The following is an 18,500-nucleotide window of genomic DNA, read 5'->3' on the forward strand; positions in this document are numbered from 1 at the left end:
CGGCTCTTCGCGCCCCTTCGACCGGCAGGTGCGAGGGGGGCCTGTCGCCTTACCGAACATCTCAAACGGCAGAATCGAGGTTGTTCGAGGTGCCCTACAATTGCACACGCAGCCACAGCATCCTTGGTGGCGTCAGTGCGAAGTTCGAGGCGAGTCAGCGACGCCGTCGATCAGGTATCCGTTAAAGAGCTTAGAACCCCGCACGCTGGCGCACCATCTCTCTGCGGGCCGCAACGGCCAGCGATCTGCGACGCAGCCCCGAACCGGTATTTGACTTGCGGCCATTGTACGGTATTATTCCGTACAAGGAGAACCGCCATGACCACTGCTGCCGCCCGTCTCGATCTGCGCCTGAACCCCACGGACAAGGCGCGTATTACCCGTGCCGCCGACCTGCGAGGCGTGCCGCTGTCCGCTTTCGTGCGTGATGCGGTACTGCGCGAAGCTGAGAACGTCATGGCCGCGGAACTGACTGTTACCCTGTCAGCGGAAGAGTCCCGACGTTTCCTCAAGGCGCTGGATGCTCCTTTCCAGCCCAATGCCAAGCTGAAGAAAGCCCTCGCCCGCGTCGCGCAGGCCTAATACGTGCTCGTTGTCGAGCAACTCAAACCCAAGCGGCATGACCGCGAGGGGTTTGCGTGTGGCGAGCCCACGCTGGATGCCTACCTGCGGCAGCAGGCCGCCCAGCACCATCGCGCCGGCATCAGCACCACGCACGTCCTCGTGGATGACGGCGATCCGGCCCGCATCCTCGGCTACTACAGCCTGTCCGCTGCCCAGCTCCTACTCACCGACTTGCAGGAGGCGGATCGAAAGCACCTGCCCACCTACCCGGTGCCGGCCATCCGCATGGGACGACTAGCCGTCTCGGCCAGTGAGCAGAGCAAGGGGCATGGTGACTACGTGCTGGCGCATGCCGTGGCGCGCTGCCTGGGGCTACGCAACCAGCTTGGGGTGCGCGTTCTGCTGGTGGATGCGCTGCACGAGAAGGCGGCCCGTTTCTATCGCGCCTATGGCTTCCGCGAAGCCACGGCGAATTCGCATACGTTGTATTTGCCGTTGGGGAATGTATGAACACGCTACAGGGGGCACTGTGTCACGACTGACCGACTTGATTGCCCAAGCCAAGTCCAAAGACTCGAAGTTGGGTGCGGATTTGGACCGAGAGTTCAAGGTGCTGTCGGCGAGGTTGCCGTTTGGTCTGAACTTTGAGCGTCATAGCCCCGAAGCAGTTGAACTGCCGCAGCGCGCCATCCGCAAGGGCGACAAGGTGCGCGTACTGCCAGAACGTGGTTCCACCAGGAAGGGCGACCAGCGACTTTGGCAGATAAAGGCCATCCACAAGGCGAAGCAGGTTGCTGATCTGGAATTGCCCGGCGCGACCACGGCAGAAACGCAGTCGGTGGCACTGGATGACTTGGTTGTGGTGGCCGAGTTCCGCGACACGATCTATCCGGGCCTGGTTAGTACCGGCAAGGTGCAGTGCGGCGGCGACAAGCCGTTCCAGACGGTCATCAACGGCGAGAACTACCACGTCCTCAAGGCGCTGACCTATACGCACCGGGGCAAGGCCGATGCCATTTACATCGATCCTCCGTACAACACGGGGGCAAAGGACTGGAAGTACAACAACGATTACGTCGAGGGCGATGATCTATATCGCCACAGCAAATGGCTGGCGATGATGGAGCGTCGCTTGTTGGCCGCCAAGGAGCTTCTGAACCCTGTTGATTCGGTGCTGATTGTCACCATCGATGAAAAGGAATACCTGCGGCTTGGCTTGCTGCTGGAGCAGGTGTTTCCTGAAGCGCAAATTGAAATGGTCACATCGGTAATTAGCGCGAAAGGAGTGGCGCGATTCGGTCAATTCTCGCGCGTCGAGGAATTCATCTATTTCGCAAGGCTCGGCAAGTCCACCGTCCAGCTTGGTGAGCAAAACATGCTGGATGATTCTCGCTCGGCCATTGCGCAAATCGGACGTGCTATTGAGTGGCTTGGGCTTCGTCGGCGTGAACCAACCGCGAAGCGAGGAGCACGGCCAAACCAGTTTTACCCGATCTTCGTTGATACGAAGTCAGGTTTCATTGAATCCATCGGAGAACCAATCACCGATGATGTTGATCGATTGAAGATAAAGGCTCCGACCGGAACTTTTTCCGTTTGGCCATTGAGGCCGAACGGTGGCGAGGGGCTTTGGGGAATCACGCCTGACACGGCTAAACGTTACCTCAAGGAGGGATTCATACGTGCTCGCAACTACAAACCAGAGAAAAATCAGGTAGCAATTCACTATCTGCCAAGCGGAACGGTAGATGCGATACAGGATGGGCGAATTGATGTAGTTGGCCGTGATCCGGATGGTGCTGTCCAAGCCATTCACCGCGAACGCAAGGGTGTGATTCCTAAACGCGTATGGAATATGGCATCGCACAACGCAGAGAATGGTGGTTCACTGATTTTGTCCAAGTTGGTTCCAGATCGTCGCTTCCCCTTCCCTAAGTCGCTATACGCAGTTGAGGATGCGCTTCGGTTTTTTGTTGCGGACAAGCCTGCTGCCGTCATCTTAGATTTCTTCTCTGGCTCGGGCACAACCGCCCATGCCGTGATGCGCCTGAACCGTCAGGATGGTGGTCGCCGCCAATGTATCTCCGTTACCAACAACGAAGTCGCGGCGGATGAGCAGAAGGCATTGCGTGAGCGAGGCTTGCGACCCGGTGATCTCGAATGGGAGCAATGGGGCATCTGCGACTACATCACCAAGCCGCGCGTCGACGCCGCGATTACTGGCAAGACACCCGATGGTGAGCCCATCCGTGGTGACTACAAATTCACCGACGAATTCCCGATGGCCGAAGGCTTCGAGGAAAACGCCGAGTTCTTCACCCTGACCTACGAAACCCCGGTTTCGGTCAGCCACAACCTGGCCTTCGCCCGCATCGCGCCGCTGCTGTGGCTGCGAGCCGGCTCGCGCGGTAAGCGCATTGACAAGCTACCCGCCGATGGATGGGCTGTAGTAGATGCCTACGGCCTACTGACCGAAGTGGACATGGCCACGCCCTTCATCAAGGCAGTGAAGAAGGTCGATGGACTGCGTATCGCCTACATCGTTACCGACGACGACCGTCGCTTCCAGGCCATTGCCAAGCGCCTGCCGGATGGCGTAGAGCCGGTGCGCCTGTACGAGTCCTACCTCACCAACTTCAGCTTCGCCAACGGGGAATAACGGATGAAGTTCACTCTCAAGGACTACCAGCGCGATGCTGTCCGCGATGCCCTGGCCAATCTTAGGAAGGCGCGCCGGCTATGGCATAGCGAGTCCGACAAGACCGCATTCTCCCTGACCGCCGTTACGGGCGCGGGCAAGACCGTCATGGCCGCTGCCGCGTTCGAGGCGCTATTCCATGGCGACGACGAGTTTGATTTCGATGCCGACCCTAGCGCGGTGGTGATCTGGTTTAGCGACGACCCATCGTTGAACGAACAGACCCGCTTTCGCCTGATGGAAGCCAGCGATCGCATCAACCACACCGATCTGGTGGTGGTGGAAAACAGCTTCAACCGGCCAAAGTTCGAGGCCGGTAAAATCTACTTCCTCAACACCCAGAAGCTTGGCAAGAACAGCCTGCTGGTGCGCGGCCACGACCAGGAAGAGTTGGAAGCCAAGGCCGGTGAATTGTTGCCGGAAACCCGCCCCGATCTGCGGTCATACACGATGTGGGACACGATACAGAACACCATCGAAGATCCAGACCTGACCCTGTATCTGGTGCTGGATGAAGCGCACCGCGGCATGGGCGCGCCAACCACTGCCAACCAGAACGCGAAGAACACCATCGTCCAGCGGCTCATCAACGGTTCCGGTGGCGTGCCGGGCATCCCGGTGGTCTGGGGCATCTCGGCCACGGTAGAGCGCTTCAACAAGGCCATTGAGTTCGCAGGCAAGCACATCAAGCTGCCGAACGTGGTTGTGGATTCGACCAAAGTGCAGGAATCCGGCCTCATCAAGGACACCATCCTGCTCGATATCCCCGACGAAACCGGCGACTTCGATACGGTGCTGGTGCGCCGTGCAACCGACAAGCTGAAGGAGTCCACTGCGGCCTGGGCCGAATACGCCAGGCAGCAGGAAGAGGCGCACGTCGTCGTCCCGCTGATGGTGTTGCAGGTTCCCAACACGCCCGATCCAAACGAGATTGGTCGCGCCCTTGACACTATTTTCGAGCGGTATCCTGAGTTGCCCGTCGCCAGTGTGGCGCACGTCTTGGGCGAGCACACCACGCAGAGGTTCGGCAACCGCGACGTGCCCCACATCGAGCCGCAGCGCGTCCAGGAATCGACCTGGGTGCGGATATTGATCGCCAAGGACGCCATCAGCACCGGCTGGGACTGCCCCCGCGCCGAGGTCATGGTGTCCTTCCGCGCCGCCAGCGACCGCACCCACATCACCCAGCTGCTGGGCCGCATGGTGCGCTCGCCGCTGGCTCGCCGCATCCCCGGCAACGACCGCTTGAACGCGGTGGACTGCCTGCTGCCGAAGTTCAATCGCAAGACGGTCGAGGAAGTGGTCGATGCCTTGATGAAGGGCGATGACACGCTGCCGGCAACGCCTGGGCGCATCCTCATCGATTACGTGGAGGTGAAGCCCAACCCCGCCGCTTCAGCGGGCGTGTGGGAGGCTTTCGAGGCATTGCCGTCGCAGACCCGGCCACAGCGTGGCGCGAAGCCGGCGAAGCGACTGACCGCGCTAGCGCACGAGCTGGCTTCCGATGACATCCTCCCCGGCGCGGGCAAGAAGGCTCACGCCCACATGCATAAGGCGCTGGACGACTTCCAGGAAAGCCAGAAGGAGAAGATCGAGGCTAAGCGAAAGGCGGTCATGACCGTGGACGGCAAGACCGTAGTCGCCGACATGAAGGGCAAGGCAAAGAGCCTGGACGAGTTCTGGGAAGACGCCGACATGGCGGTGATCGACGACGCCTACCGGCGAGCGGCTCGCGTTTTCAGCCCGGACATTTCGCGCACCTACGTTGATCACTTGGCCTACAAGGTGGCAGACCCGGATGACGACGCGGAAGAATTCCTGGAAGCCATTGTCGAGGCGCGTGTGACCGTCGCCGGGCTGGGCCTGGTGATGGAGGTTCAGGACTACTTTGATACCGAAGCCGACAAGCTGGCGAAGGCATGGCTGGTGCAGTACGGGCCGCAGATCAAGGTGCTCAGCGACGACCGCAGGGAGTCATACCGGCAGATCATCGAGATGAGCACCGAGCCGCAGAACCTGGAGCTGGTCAAGCCGGAGGCCCGTTACGAGGCAACCAAGGCAAGGGAGAACGACCAGGTGACCGTGCTCCCAACTTGGAAGAAGCACTTGCTTTGCGACGATGCCGGCAACTATCCGTCCGAGTTGAAGGGTTGGGAGCGTGCGGTTGTAGAGACCGAGTGCAAGCGCAAAGGCTTTGCCTTCTGGTATCGCAACCCAGGACAACCTGGGCAGTCGTCGCTGGGCATTGCCTACCTCGATGGCGACCAATACAAGATCGTTCGCCCCGACTTCGTTTTCTTCGCCGAGCAGGATGGGAACGTGGTGGTTGACCTTGTTGACCCCCATGGCCTGCACTTGGCCGATGCGCTGCCCAAGTTGCAGGGATTGGCTGCTTACGCAGAAACGCACGCTAAAGCCTATCGACGAATCGAATCCGTCGCCGAAGTGAAGGACAAGCTGAGAGCCTTGGATTTGACGAGCGAAGAAGTACGCAAGGCCATTTCTATTGCAAAAGATGCCACGAGTCTCTTTTGCGGGACGTTAGCGGTGGACTATTGAACGTGGGGATTTATCAGGGGCGTCAGTACCTATTTGCTGATGAAAAAAAGTGGTGTAAGGGGAATTGCCAATGAACGCGAGCAGCGATAGCTTGAATGCTGACGATAAAGTCACCAAGAGTGCGGGGCAGAACGTAATCAAAGTTCGAGACGATCGGAGCCCGATTTCGTTCAATTCCACCGAGGTTGGCAAGTTTAGAGTTGTTGATGGAGACGATGCCTCTTGGGCGGACGGCGATTCCAAAGAGTTTAACCAGAAGGATCTGCGAACCCGCATTGAGCCTTGGCTAACTTCGCTGTTTCAGTCCGAGCATCTGTCCCTGCTTGCCGGCTCCGGCTTGACCCATGCAGTTCATCAGTTGGCCACCGGGAATCTTGCGGCTGGCATGGACGCACTTAACCTTAGCAATCACAAAGAAAAAATCAGTGCCTCAGCGAAAGTTTCAGCTGAAGCAGCAGGGCGAAAGGCAAACAATCTGGAAGACCAGTTGCGTGTTGCCAACGAGCTTCTGCGAGGGCTGGAAATTTTGGGTGACAGCAGTGAGGGCGCACTTCGCAATGAGATTGCGGAAGGCATGAGCGAGTTTGCCAAATCCATTTTGGCCAGCGAGAAAGGAATTGTCTCCGCCAATGACACCAAGCGCGAGGATGCTTTCAATACGCTTGTCACCTTTCTGATGAGTTTTGCCAGCCGAACTGGCATTCGTGACCGTCTGAACATTTTCACCACCAACTACGACCGCCTGATCGAGGCTGGTGCAGAACTTGCTGGCTTGCACCTTCTGGATCGTTTCCTCGGTACCTTGATGCCGATCTTCCGCTCTTCGCGTCTTGATCTTGACATGCACTACAACCCGCCTGGCATCCGGGGCGAGCCTCGTTATCTTGAGGGCGTAGCTCGCTTCACCAAGCTTCATGGCTCCGTGGACTGGGTACAGGTTGATAAGGACATTCGGCGCATTGGCCTGCCCTTCGGGGCGAATGACTTTGATCCATTCCTCAAAGCTCCCGGCATTGATGGAGCAACAGCCCACACGTTGATGATCTACCCCAATGCAGCCAAGGACAGGGAAACCGCCGACTACCCTTACGTCGAACTGTTCCGTGACTTCGCGGCGGCAGTTTGCCGACCCAACAGCACACTGGTGACCTATGGTTACAGCTTCGGCGATGAGCATATCAACCGCGTCATTCGGGACATGCTCACTATTCCATCCACGCATTTGGTGGTGATCGCCTACAACGACCCGCTGGGTCGAATCATGCAGACCTACAAGGAGATGGGTAGGCCTTCTCAGATCAGTCTTTTGATCGGCCCCGCCTTGGCCGACCTGACCGCCTTGACCGAGCACTACATGCCCAAGGCTGCCATCGACAAGACGACGTTCCGCATGGGCGAACTTCTGAATCAACGCTGGAAGACTCAGCAGTCTTCCAAGCCATCTGGCAAGGCTTCCTCTAGTGACGGAGACGAGCTGATATGACCATGTCTCCGTTGGCTTACGCCGACTCGCTGCGCATCGGCACCATTGATTACGTCTCACCCGACGGCATCAAGGTTCTGCTGGACATTGAGGCTCCCGACGGGGTGGCATTGAATACCGGAGTTCCACGCCCGTTTCCGCGCGTCAATGGCTATGTGCTGGCTCCTAGCGACCAGGGCTACCTTGTAGCCCAGGTGGAGTGGATCACCATCGAGCGTTCCCAATACCCGAAACGCAAGGGGATGCAGGACTTCGGCTTGGTAGACTTACCGTACCCGTTGCGGAAGATGAGCCTCAATCCCTTGGGCTGCCTGTTCTACTCGGAAGGTAAATACGAATTTCGCCGCGGCGTGGAAGCGTACCCCTCGGTGGGCGACCCCATCATCCTGCCCACCCAGGAGCAGCTGCGCGCCATTGTCGAGTCGGGTGAGAACCGACGCATCAAGATCGGCGTAAGCCCCTTGGCAGCCAATGCCGAGGTCAAGGTTGATCCTGATCGCATCTTCGGTCGCCACTTGGCTGTCTTGGGCAACACCGGCAGCGGGAAGTCGTGCTCGGTTGCAGGATTGATTCGCTGGTCGATGGATGCAGCCCGCAAAGCTCGAAAAGGGGGTGACCCAAATGCTCGTTTCATCGTGCTCGATCCCAACGGAGAGTACGCCAATACATTCAAGGATATGAGCAAAGTCCGCATTTTCGCTGTTGAAGCCTCCGAAGGCATTGAACAGCTTCAGGTTCCGCTGTGGTTCTGGAACAGTTCAGAGTGGAGTTCGTTCACCCAAGCCAGCGGTAAAACGCAGCGGCCATTGCTGAGAAAGGCATTGCGTGATGTTAAAGCTGGTCGAGCACTATCGGCTTCGTCACCGGAGGAAGAAGAACTAGCCTTGCGTCGATATCTGTCATCACGGTTGATATCCATCCGCAGGGATATTCGATCAGGAGAAATTCAAACCGATGAAACAAAATTTGGCTTTCGCCTGAAGGCAATAGCCGCTGACCTTCAGACCAAGGTTTCCACTGACGACCAACACAAGCTTGGTGAGACCATTGCAGCAATCAACGGCGCACTGACTGTTGCTCATAACAGCTTCGTCAAGGACGGAAAGACAATTGAATACTATCGAGCATTCAATGAGGCCAGCGTTCAAGCAATTGTAACGGCGCTTGAAGGTTCGGTTGATACCGTCGGAGGTATCACTTTCCAGGATGGCCCTGATGAAGATGTTCCGATCCCCTTTGACGGCACTCAGCTTCCAGATCACTTGGAAATTCTTGCTGAGCAAGAAAGATCCAGTCAATACGTTGATTTTCTTGTTTCTCGAATTCGCACCATTTTATCCGATGCGCGGATGCGATCGACTATTTCAAGTGCCAACGGAGTCAATCTCAATGATTGGCTGAGCAAGACTATCGGCGACGACCTAGCTTCCAACGGTTCAGTCACGGTGATCGACCTTTCACTGGTGCCAGCGGAAGTCGTCCATATCATCACCGCCGTCATTGCCCGCATGACGTTGGAAGCCTTGCAGCGTTACCGCAAGCTCAACAACGGCAAGACTCTGCCGACCGTATTGGTGATGGAAGAGGCGCATACCTTCATTCGTCGCTACGCAGATGATGCGGAGAATCAGAACTCCGCCGCTATCTGCTGCCAGGTCTTCGAGAAGATCGCCCGCGAAGGTCGCAAGTTCGGGCTGGGACTGGTCTTGTCATCACAACGGCCAAGCGAGCTTTCGCCTACCGTGCTCTCGCAGTGCAACAGCTACCTGCTTCATCGCATCAGCAATGACCGTGACCAGGAGCTGGTGCACAAGCTAGTACCCGACAACCTGCGTGGCCTGCTCCGCGACCTGCCGTCCCTGCCGTCACGCTACGCCATCTTGCTGGGCTGGTCTTCCGAACTTCCAGTTCTTGTGCAGATGAACAACCTGCCGGCTGACCAACAACCACGGTCAAATGATCCTGACTTCTGGGCGGTTTGGTCAGGGGAAGGTCTTGAGACCGGCGAAAACGGACAGCCAGTCGAAAGAACAGTCGATTGGCAAGCCATTGCTGCCGACTGGCAGCAGACTACTTCCGAGCAACCTCAACCGCCTGCGCCTGCGCCTGCTCCGGCTGAAGGTGCTGAGGACGACGAGGACACCATTCCGTTCTGAGACGACTAATCCCCAACATGTGCAGATCGCAGAGGTGAAGACGATCCTACTGGCGTGTGCAGACGCCCAGGACGAGGTGATTGAGAAGCTGGTGGCTGAATGCGACGATTTCCTGTCCGATTAAGAGGACCGCCGGGCATCTCAGCGCAACACTTCGGGCGACGATGGCTGAAACGACGGCGATGCCTGTTGCGCAACCCGTCGCCCTGCCCCGCAACGGCCCCGTTCACTGGGCAACGCAACACCAAATGACCTATAGAAGGCTATAATTGCCACGTCTTATCGAGTTATCGCTACGCAACAATATAGATATATACCAAGATTGCGAAATTGCGTACCGGGCGATGCGGGCACGACTCCATTGGATTCCGTGTCCTTTTTGCTCGGATCGTGCCCCTCATTGATTTGTAAGGACTTTTTTTCTCCCGCGGGACGCGATCCTAAATAAGGCCTGGGTGCTCTCCGCAGAGGATGCCTGGACTGACTCCGTCCAACATGTTGCTGCCAGGCTGCTTCGAGTGTTCTGCGCGTAACGCAGTTCTGGACGATCTGATCACCACACTAGAGAAAAACTGCCTCCAGCCCGTTGGCTCGCAATTTCAGCTCAAAGTCTGCACATTCAGTTCAGAAGCTACGAAGCTTTCCGTGAGGATGTTCGATCCTTGAGCGATTTCAGCAGCATGTCATCAATGAGCTAGAGCAGATCAGGTCGTGCCTGCTCTTGGCCGGCCTCATGCGGATGCAGTTCGCATCCATCCCGGCGCTGGAAGGCACATTTGTCGGCGATTCGCATCAGTTTGGGGTGCAGTTCGGCCAGTGCCGGTGTCCCGGTACCTGATCGAACTCCCACAGCTGATCCGCCACGCGGCGTCGATATTCGGCGTCCCCGAGTCGGTCCAACTAGTGAGGAATGGTCTGGCATCAAGAGTGTTCCCCCAGGCTAGCTAGTCCGACTCAGGTGTCGGACCTTCTGCGAATCTCAAGGTCCGCAAAAGGTCGGAAGCGGCCCTTCCCTACCCTCGATAAATCCTCCTGATCCCTACCCTGCAACTGTCCGCTTCCGGTCAGAAGCGACATTCCCCTACACCGGCCGAAGCATGCGCAGTCGTGATCAATTGGCCCAATAGAGCCGCATCGGGTTGCCGACCAGCAGCTTGCGCTGCAGTTCGGCGGTCAGAGCGATCTTGGGGATGAAATCCACCAACTTGCCGTCGTCTGGCGCGTGCGTGGTCATGTTGGGATGCGGCCAATCGGTGCCCCACAGCACGCGGTCGGGAAAGCGCTCGACCAGATGCTTGGCGTAAGGCACTACGTCGTCATAGCCATCAGGCCCGATCTTCGAGAGCCGCTCGGGGCAGCTGACCTTGCTCCAGACGTTATCATGCTCCATGAGGCGCACGAATCGCTGGAAATCCTCGCCTTCGACCGGCTTAGTGACATCCGGTCGGCCCATGTGGTCGACTATCAAGGTGGTCGGCAGCGATGTGAAAAAGTCCCAGCGTTCGGCCAGGTCCGCGGCCTCGAAATAGATCACCACGTGCCAGCCCAGTGGCGCGATGCGCTCGATGATCGCCTGGTAGTAGGCATCCGGTTTGGGATCCACCAGGCGGCGAACGAAATTGAAACGCACGCCACGCACGCCGGCATCGTGCAGTTCGCGCAGCTCGGCATCGCTCACCGTATCGCGCACCGTGGCGATGCCACGCGCGCAGCCCGCACTTGCCCGCAGCGCGTCGACCAACGCACGATTGTCAGCGCCATGGCAGGTCGCCTGCACGATCACGTTGCGCTCGAAGCCGAGGAAATCGCGCAGCGCGAACAGCTTTTCCTTGCCGGCATCGCAGGGCGTGTACTTGCGCTCTGGCGCGTACGGAAACACATCGCCCGGACCGAATACGTGGCAATGCGCATCCACCGCGCCAGACGGCGGCACGAAGAGTGGCTTGCTCGGATTCGGATGGAAGTCGATCCAGTTCGCATCTTTCTGGAAAATGCTCATCATTGGCCCCTTGCCTTCAGCTGCGCATCCAGGCGCGGATAGACGCGGCGCGCATTGCCGGAGAACACCTTCTGCTTGTCCGCATCGGAAATGGACAGCGCGTCGATGTAGCGCTTGGTGTCGTCAAAATACTGCCCGGTCTGCGGGTCGATCCCGCGCACCGCGCCGACCATCTCCGATCCGAACAAGATGTTGTCCACGTCGATCACCTCGAAGAGCAGGTCGATGCCCGGCTGATGGTAGACGCATGTATCGAAGAACACGTTCTTCATCACGTGCTCGCCCAGCGGCGGCTTGCCCAGCATGTCGGCCAACCCGCGGAATCTGCCCCAGTGATACGGCACCGCGCCGCCCCCGTGCGGGATGATGAATCGCAACTGCGGGAAATTCTTGAACAGATCGCCCTGCAGGAACTGCATGAACGCGGTGGTGTCGGCATTGAGGTAGTGCGCGCCGGTAGCGTGGAAGTTGTGATTGCAGCTGCCCGAGACATGCACCATCGCCGGCACGTCCAGTTCGACCATCTTCTCGAAGAACGGATACCAAGCCTTATCGGTCAGCGGCACGCCGGTCCAGTGGCCGCCGGATGGATCGGGGTTGAGGTTGCAGCCGACGAAGCCGAGTTCGTTGACGCTGCGCTCCAACTCGGCGATCGAATGGTCGATCGGCACGCCCGGCGACTGCGGCAGCTGGCACACACCGATGAAGGTCTCCGGATACAGACCGACCACCCGTGCGACCAGGTCGTTGCAGTGGCGCGTCCATGCCTGGCTCACCGCTTCGTCGCCGACGTGATGCGCCATCGTGCTGGCGCGCGGCGAGAAGATCGTCATGTCCGCGCCGCGTTCGCGCAGCAGCCGCAACTGGTTCTGCTCGACGCTCTCACGCAGCTCGTCGTCGGAGATGTCCGGGTACTTCGCCGCAGGCAGCGAAGGATTCTTGAAGTGCGCCACCTGCGCCTTGCGGAAAGCGTCGTGGCCGGCGGGCGCGGTGGTGTAGTGGCCGTGGCAGTCAATGATCATGGGGGAACCTCGAGACAGAAACGAAAGAACGGTGCTACCAGCCCATCAGATGGGCGACCTGCACGTCCACGCGCAGCCCAACGATCAATGCGTCGGGAATGTCGGTGATGCGGGTGGGTGCATAGATGGGGTCGGGGTTGATCACATACTGGATGTTCGGCAGGACGCGAAGACCCGGGCGAACCTGCCAGCCATAGTTGATCTCGCCGACGATTTCGTCGGCCGACGGCGCCCCGGTGCCGCCGGCCTTGGCCCGGCGGTCGCGCAAATAGGCGATCTGCTCGTCGTCGAAATGCGTGTTGGAGATGAAAGCGGAAAACGTATCGCGATCGCGGCCTTCGAACGTGCCGGTCTTCACGAACCCCGTCGCTGCATGCCATTTGATCGATGCAACATTGCCAGTGTTGACGAAGTAGCGCCCGAACACCGTCAGGTTGCGCGTGCCCTGCCCGCGCTGCACTGTCTGGTCGCCCATCACGTACCAACCCATGCGCGCGCCGTCCAGCGCGACAGTAGGCTTGCCGGTCAGCGCCGCGGAGTTGCCATCGGCATCGAAGTAGGGGCTGCGGCCACCGTCGTCATTGCGGTAGAAGCCCAGCTTGTAGCGGCGCGCATAGCGGTCCTTGGCCAGGCTGGTTTCATAGCCCACCTCGCCCGACACCACGGTACCGGTCCCCTCGTTCCACGAGAAATCCAGGCCATGCTTGTCAGCCAAGTTGAGTGTGTTGTTGTAATCGAAGGCGCCGGCCTGCATGTACCAGCGGTCATCTACGTCCCATCGCACCAGGCCGGCCCATGAGGAATTCGGGAACGCGGTGATGCCGATATCCGCGATGGGCCCGTAGGTGGTCAGGCACATTACGTTGCTCATGAACACGCAGTTGAGCGGCGAATTGTTGAAGTAGCTGTTCACCGGCGCGCGGCCGGCCGTCAGGGTCAGGCCGTTGTCGAATTTCTTGCTCAAGGTCAGCCGGGTCAGGCGCGCCCCACCCACCGGGCGCCAGGTCTGCTGTGGGCTGATCGAGTTGCCGATCTTTTCCCGCGCGAGGTTGTCGCCGTTGAAGTATGCGGCCTGGGTATCCAGCTCGGTACCCTTCCAGCCCCAGAGCTTGTCCAGATCGAAGCGTCCCTGCGTCATGACCCAGTAGGACGCTTCGGCGCCATGCGCGATGCCACCCACCGGGTTGCCTGCCACGTTGCCGACGAAGTCCAGTGACAGTTGCACGCCATCGGGCAGTGTGCGTTGTGTGGATGGCGTGGTACTGCCGGTCGGCGACTGCGCCAGTGCGGGTGCTGCGAGGGCCGCGCCGAGCGCGATGACGCAAAGATGGTGATGGAAAGTGGACATGATCCCTCCGAGCCGGCCGCGTCGCGGCCAGGTGATCGTGTGATGGACGTGTGGCGTGGCGCCGCGTGAGTTAGGTCAGGCGTCGTTCGCGGCCAGATGACGCTGGCGCGTGGCCCGATTGCCGATGGTCTGGGCAAGCATGGTCCGATCGAGCTTGCCTTCCCACTTGGCGATGACCACGGTGGCCAGTGCATTGCCGACCAGGTTCACGAAGGTCAGGCCTTCTGCAAGGATGCGGTGGATCCCGAGGATCAACGCGATGCTGGCCACGGGAATCGTGCCGGTCGTGGACAAGGTAGCCGCCAGCACCACGAAAGCGGCGCCTGCCACGCCCGCAGCGCCCTTGGAAGTCAACAGCAGCACGCCGATCAGGCCCAGCTCATGCCAGAAGGTCAGCGGCGTATTGGTAGCCTGGGCCAGAAACACCGCCACAGTGGTCAGGTACAAGCAGGTGCCATCGAGGTTGAACGAGTAGCCGGCGGGAATGACGAAGCCAACGACGCTTTCCTCGCAGCCAGCACCCTTCATCTTCTGGATCAAGCGCGGCAGCACAGTCTCAGTAGAGGTAGTGGCGGCGACCACGATGATCTCGTCGCGGATGTAATACAGCAGGCGCCACAAGCTCACCCCACACCACCAAGCCACGCTGCCCAGCACCACCACGGTGAACACCGCGCAGACCACGAAAAACTCCAGGATCAACTCACCCAGCGAAGCCAGTGAGCCAGCGCCGAACTTTCCGACCGTGAAGGCGATGGCGCCGAAGGCCCCAATCGGTGCGAAGTACATGATGTAGCCGACGATCTTGAAAAGCGCCAGCGAGGTGCCTTCGATCACCGTCATCACCGGCTTGCCACGCTCACCGATGGCCGCCAGCGCCACACCGAACAACACTGCCACAAACAACACCTGTAGGACGTGTGGCTCGGTCAACGCGCTGACCAGCGTGGTCGGAATGATGTTCATCAGGTACGCCGTGACCGTTTGGTCGTGTGCGGTATGCACGTAGCCCTGGATCGAACCGGTGTCGATACTGGCCGGGTCGATGTTCATGCCCACACCAGGCTGCCACAGGTCCACGCCGATCAGCCCGATCACCAGCGCTAGGATGGTGATCACCTCGAAGTAGATGATCGACTTCAATGCGACGCGGCCGACGCTCTTCATGTCGTTCATGCCGGCGATGCCGTGCACGACGGTGACGAAGATGATCGGCCCGATCATCATGCGGATCAGCTGGATGAAGGCATCGCCCAGCGGCTTCATCGCCGCGCCAGCCTCCGGCGCCAGCCAGCCCAGCACGATGCCGATCACCGTGCCGGCCAGCACCTGGAACCAGAGTTGCCCCAGCACGCCGAAGCGGCCGGTGTTGCCTGTTGCGGTCATTGCAGACTTCCTCCCAGAAGTGATTATCCGGACGTGCACGGATCAGCCGTACAGCACGCCATCGAAAAGCTTGCGCGCCGTGCGCAGCAGGCCGGCACTGATTACGGTCCCGTCCTGGTCCAGTTCGATCACGCAGTCCATTGCCCCGCTGGGGTGTTCGACGGCAAGCGTCTTGTGCACACCAGCGGGCACCTGCGCCAGCGTTGCCGCGGCAGACCCCTCCAGCAGGCAGGCGGTGGCCACGCTCACCGCGGCGAGCACGCCGATGGAGGCGTGGCAGCGATGCGGAATGAAGGAGCGCGTGTTGATCGCACCGCCCTGCAGCGGCGCGGAGACCAGCGTCATCTTGGGTACCGACTTGTCGGTGACATCGCCAAGCCGCATCAACGGGCCGGCCTGCAGCCGGATGTGCTCAAGACGGGCCTTGAGGGCGGTGTCGGCATCCAGGGTGCCGCGGCCCTCATCGCCACGCAGGTTAAGGTCCTGTGCCCGCAGGATCACGCAGGGCATGCCGTTGTCGATCAGCGTCACCTGCAGGCCATCGATCTCATCGACCACGTTGCCCGTGGGCAACAGCGCACCGCAGCTTGACCCTGCGATATCGGCGAAGGCCAGCGGCACGGCCGCCGCCGTCCCCGGCACGCCATCGATGCGCGCCTGACCTGCATAGGTGACCTGGCCACCCGCCGTGGCGACCGTCGCGGTGGCCAGCTTGCCAGTGTTGACCATGAAGATCCGCACGACAGTTTCATCGCCGGTGGCCGGCAGCAGGCCACGCTCAATCGCGAAGGGGCCCACGCCGGCCAGCAGGTTGCCGCAGTTCTGCGCATCGCTGACCAGTGCCCTATCGACGATGACCTGCAGGAACAGATAGTCCACGTCGGCATCGGCGCGCTGGGAGCGCGAGACGATGGCCACCTTGGAGGTCAGCGGATCGGCCCCGCCCATCCCGTCGATCTGGCGCGCGTCCGGAGAGCCATAGGCGCGCAGCAGGAAAGCATCGCGCGCGTCGCGGTCGGCGGGCAGATCATCTGCGAGAAAGTAACCGCCCTTGGACGTCCCTCCGCGCATCCACATCGCACGCACGCCCTCAGACATAGTCCAACCCCTTGGCCGCCAGGCGCTCGCGCATCCTGTAAATGTCCAGGCCCAACTCGCCAGCGGCCAGGCGCGCGCGCTTGTCGGCCTCGCGCGCTTCGCGTGCCTGCGACTCTGCCAGCACCCGTTCGGCCTCGACCCGCTGCACCACGCAGACCCCATCGTCGTCGGCGATCACGACATCGCCCGGGTGGACCAGCGTGCCCCCGCATACCACCGGCACGTTAACCGAGCCCAAGGTTTCTTTGATGGTGCCCTGCGCATGGATGGCGCGGCTCCACACGGGGAACTGCATCTGCGTCAAGTCGCGCACGTCGCGCACGCCGCCATCGATCACCAGCCCGCGGCAACCATGCGCCTGGGCCGATGTAGCCAACAAGTCGCCGAAATAGCCATCGGTGCATTCGCTGGTCGGCGCCACCACCAGAACGTCGCCCGGCTGCAGTTGCTCGATGGCCACGTGCATCATCCAGTTGTCGCCCGGCGGCACCGATACGGTCACCGCGGTGCCGGCGATGCGCGCCCCGCTGTAGATCGGCCGCAGCCGCGGATGCATCAGCCCGCTGCGCCCCTGGGCCTCGTGCGCGGTGGCCACGCCGGCCTGTGACAGGCCCTCCACGGCGGGCCCTGCGGCACGTTCGATCCGGGTCACGACTCTCGTCATTGCATCCATCCTCCGTTAGCGATGGGCGAGTTTGTTCCGGCAAGCCGTCCTATCCAATTTCGTTTTGCGACTTATCCATTCAATTTGGTTATAGTTTGTCTCGATGGAGGCCATTCCCGAGTTCAACCTGCGGCATCTAGCGGCCGTGCCGACGATTCATCGTCGCGGGAGCATTGCGGCCGCGCTGGACGAGGTGAACCTGTCGCAGCCGGCGCTGACCCAGGCTTTGGCGCGGCTGGAACGGTTGGTCGATCAGCCGTTGTTCGACCGCCACCCCGGCGGCATGGTCGCCACCCCGGCGGGCCAGCTGCTGGTGGCGCGCATCGAGCGCGCCCTGGCATACCTGGCGCAAGGCGTGCAACGCGCGCGACGCCTGGCGCGCCTGCCGGGCCTGCCCGCGGTCGAGCGCCGCGTCACGCTGCCGCAGCTGCGTGCGCTGATCGCAGTGGAAGCGGCAGGCAGTTATTCCCTGGCTGCCGTGCGCAGCGGCGTGTCGCAGCCTGCGGTCTATCGCGCCGTGCAGGAACTATCCACGCTGATCGGCGTCACCCTGTTCAACCGCCAGGGCAAGACCGTGCAGCCCACGCTGGCCGCCACACGCTTACTGCGCTTCGTGCGCCTGGCGCTGGCCGAATTGTCGGCGGCGATGGATGAGCTGCATGCGCTACGCGCGCAGGGCGCCGGCCGCATCGCCGTGGGCACCTTGCCGCTGGCGCGTGCGGTGCTGCTGCCCCAGGTATTGGCCCGGTTCGCGCGGGCGTTTCCGGCGGCTTCGGTCAATGTCGCGGAAGGATCCTACGCCGAACTGCTGGCTCACCTGCGCGAGGGCAGCCTGGATGTGCTGATCGGCGCGACCCGTCACCCGCCGCCGGTGACCGACATCGTGCAAGAGGTGCTGTTCGACGACGAACCGGTGCTGGTGGCGCGATGCGGGCATCCACTGGTGCAGGCCGAATGTTCCATCGATGCGCTACTGACCTATCCATGGGTTATGCCCGCGCGCGGCGCGCCGATGCGCGAGCGTTGGGAGCGCATGTTCAACCAGCATGGATACTCCCCGCCGCCGCTGCGCGTCGAGTCGGGCTCGGTCCTGGTCATGCGCGGGCTGCTGCTCGAGGACGACTGGCTGACGATGATGTCGCGCGACCAGTTCCTGTTCGAGCAACGCGCCGGCCTGCTGTGCGAGCTGCCCTTCCACGTCGCCGGTGGGCGTCGTCAGATCGGCCTGACGATGCGCTCGGACTGGCACCCGACCACGGTGCAGCGCGCCTTCGTGGAGAACTTCCGCCAGGCCTGCGCGCAGCGACGAGATGGAGTCCCGGCCTGGCCGTTCCGCCACTTAGGTATAGCTAACTGACAGACGCCGCGTCAGGACTCAAAGCAGCTTCATCCTTTCGCTATTGACCAAAAGCGAGCGTCTGCTTTGGATCGGAAGCTGCCATGCTCCTTACCCCCGATAGGCCTTCGTGATCTTCTGCGTTATTGACGAGTCAACCCCCTTTCTCGGTTACCTCCATGGAGTG

The 18,500-nt window shown here is 60.6% G+C and carries 13 protein-coding genes; 7 read left to right on the top strand and 6 right to left on the bottom strand.

Annotated features, from left to right (window positions below; translation table 11 throughout):
- The first annotated feature begins 318 nt into the window (after positions 1-318).
- From FHT08_RS18495 to FHT08_RS18520, 6 genes are all read left to right on the top strand, one after another.
- Positions 319-582, top strand: coding sequence for a DUF1778 domain-containing protein (locus FHT08_RS18495; protein WP_029819461.1), 264 nt, complete (start codon positions 319-321; stop codon positions 580-582).
- 3 nt (positions 583-585) lie between these two features.
- Positions 586-1,074 (top strand): GNAT family N-acetyltransferase, encoded by a 489-nt coding sequence (locus tag FHT08_RS18500; RefSeq protein ID WP_029819460.1) that lies wholly within the window; start codon positions 586-588, stop codon positions 1,072-1,074.
- Between the two features lie 19 nt (positions 1,075-1,093).
- Entirely contained in the window at positions 1,094-3,223 is a 2,130-nt protein-coding gene (locus FHT08_RS18505) for a DNA methyltransferase (protein ID WP_029819459.1), read from the top strand.
- A 3-nt stretch (positions 3,224-3,226) separates the two neighbouring features.
- Positions 3,227-5,821, top strand: coding sequence for a DEAD/DEAH box helicase family protein (locus FHT08_RS18510; RefSeq protein WP_166776271.1), 2,595 nt, complete (start codon positions 3,227-3,229; stop codon positions 5,819-5,821).
- Between the two features lie 70 nt (positions 5,822-5,891).
- Positions 5,892-7,304 carry an SIR2 family protein gene (locus tag FHT08_RS18515; RefSeq protein ID WP_029819457.1) on the top strand — a complete coding sequence of 471 codons (1,413 nt, stop codon included), beginning with the start codon at positions 5,892-5,894 and terminating at the stop codon, positions 7,302-7,304.
- Complete coding sequence (locus FHT08_RS18520; RefSeq protein WP_166776273.1) at positions 7,301-9,460, top strand: ATP-binding protein; 2,160 nt, start codon at positions 7,301-7,303, stop codon at positions 9,458-9,460. The genes FHT08_RS18515 and FHT08_RS18520 overlap by 4 nt, the downstream gene beginning before the upstream one ends.
- Before the next feature lie 1,111 nt (positions 9,461-10,571).
- Here FHT08_RS18520 and FHT08_RS18525 read toward each other — a convergent pair.
- The 6 genes from FHT08_RS18525 to FHT08_RS18550 form a co-directional block, all read right to left on the bottom strand.
- Complete coding sequence (locus FHT08_RS18525; RefSeq protein WP_166776275.1) at positions 10,572-11,459, bottom strand: amidohydrolase family protein; 888 nt, start codon at positions 11,457-11,459, stop codon at positions 10,572-10,574.
- Positions 11,459-12,481 carry an amidohydrolase family protein gene (locus FHT08_RS18530; protein ID WP_166776276.1) on the bottom strand — a complete coding sequence of 341 codons (1,023 nt, stop codon included), beginning with the start codon at positions 12,479-12,481 and terminating at the stop codon, positions 11,459-11,461. The genes FHT08_RS18525 and FHT08_RS18530 overlap by 1 nt, the downstream gene beginning before the upstream one ends.
- Positions 12,482-12,515: 34 nt before the next feature.
- Positions 12,516-13,829 (bottom strand): carbohydrate porin, encoded by a 1,314-nt coding sequence (locus FHT08_RS18535; protein ID WP_104537359.1) that lies wholly within the window; start codon positions 13,827-13,829, stop codon positions 12,516-12,518.
- Between the two features lie 75 nt (positions 13,830-13,904).
- The gene (gene dctA, locus FHT08_RS18540) at positions 13,905-15,215 is read right to left on the bottom strand and encodes a C4-dicarboxylate transporter DctA (protein WP_166776278.1); all 1,311 of its coding nucleotides are present in this window, start codon (positions 15,213-15,215) and stop codon (positions 13,905-13,907) included.
- 42 nt (positions 15,216-15,257) lie between these two features.
- Entirely contained in the window at positions 15,258-16,313 is a 1,056-nt protein-coding gene (locus tag FHT08_RS18545) for a 4-oxalomesaconate tautomerase (RefSeq protein WP_104606583.1), read from the bottom strand.
- Positions 16,306-16,977 (bottom strand): 4-carboxy-4-hydroxy-2-oxoadipate aldolase/oxaloacetate decarboxylase, encoded by a 672-nt coding sequence (locus tag FHT08_RS18550; RefSeq protein WP_104537891.1) that lies wholly within the window; start codon positions 16,975-16,977, stop codon positions 16,306-16,308. Before FHT08_RS18550 ends, FHT08_RS18545 begins: the two co-directional genes overlap by 8 nt.
- Before the next feature lie 103 nt (positions 16,978-17,080).
- Here FHT08_RS18550 and FHT08_RS18555 point away from each other — a divergent pair, with 103 nt between their 5' ends.
- A complete protein-coding gene (locus FHT08_RS18555) occupies positions 17,081-18,334 on the top strand; it encodes a LysR family transcriptional regulator (protein WP_166776280.1) in 1,254 nt (417 codons plus the stop codon).
- Positions 18,335-18,500 lie beyond the last annotated feature (166 nt).

The organism is Xanthomonas sp. CFBP 8151 (genome assembly GCF_011761885.1).
Taxonomy (GTDB): domain Bacteria; phylum Pseudomonadota; class Gammaproteobacteria; order Xanthomonadales; family Xanthomonadaceae; genus Xanthomonas; species Xanthomonas arboricola_B.

Bases quoted from the DNA above. Each gene is read 5' to 3' on its own strand.
- FHT08_RS18495 (WP_029819461.1), top strand. From the start codon at position 319: ATGACCACTGCTGCCGCCCGTCTCGATCTGCGCCTGAACCCCACGGAC.
- FHT08_RS18510 (WP_166776271.1), top strand. From the start codon at position 3,227: ATGAAGTTCACTCTCAAGGACTACCAGCGCGATGCTGTCCGCGATGCC.
- FHT08_RS18515 (WP_029819457.1), top strand. From the start codon at position 5,892: ATGAACGCGAGCAGCGATAGCTTGAATGCTGACGATAAAGTCACCAAG.
- FHT08_RS18520 (WP_166776273.1), top strand. From the start codon at position 7,301: ATGACCATGTCTCCGTTGGCTTACGCCGACTCGCTGCGCATCGGCACC.
- FHT08_RS18525 (WP_166776275.1), bottom strand. From the start codon at position 11,459: ATGAGCATTTTCCAGAAAGATGCGAACTGGATCGACTTCCATCCGAAT.
- FHT08_RS18530 (WP_166776276.1), bottom strand. From the start codon at position 12,481: ATGATCATTGACTGCCACGGCCACTACACCACCGCGCCCGCCGGCCAC.
- FHT08_RS18535 (WP_104537359.1), bottom strand. From the start codon at position 13,829: ATGTCCACTTTCCATCACCATCTTTGCGTCATCGCGCTCGGCGCGGCC.
- dctA (WP_166776278.1), bottom strand. From the start codon at position 15,215: ATGACCGCAACAGGCAACACCGGCCGCTTCGGCGTGCTGGGGCAACTC.
- FHT08_RS18545 (WP_104606583.1), bottom strand. From the start codon at position 16,313: ATGTCTGAGGGCGTGCGTGCGATGTGGATGCGCGGAGGGACGTCCAAG.
- FHT08_RS18550 (WP_104537891.1), bottom strand. From the start codon at position 16,977: ATGACGAGAGTCGTGACCCGGATCGAACGTGCCGCAGGGCCCGCCGTG.
- FHT08_RS18555 (WP_166776280.1), top strand. From the start codon at position 17,081: ATGGAGGCCATTCCCGAGTTCAACCTGCGGCATCTAGCGGCCGTGCCG.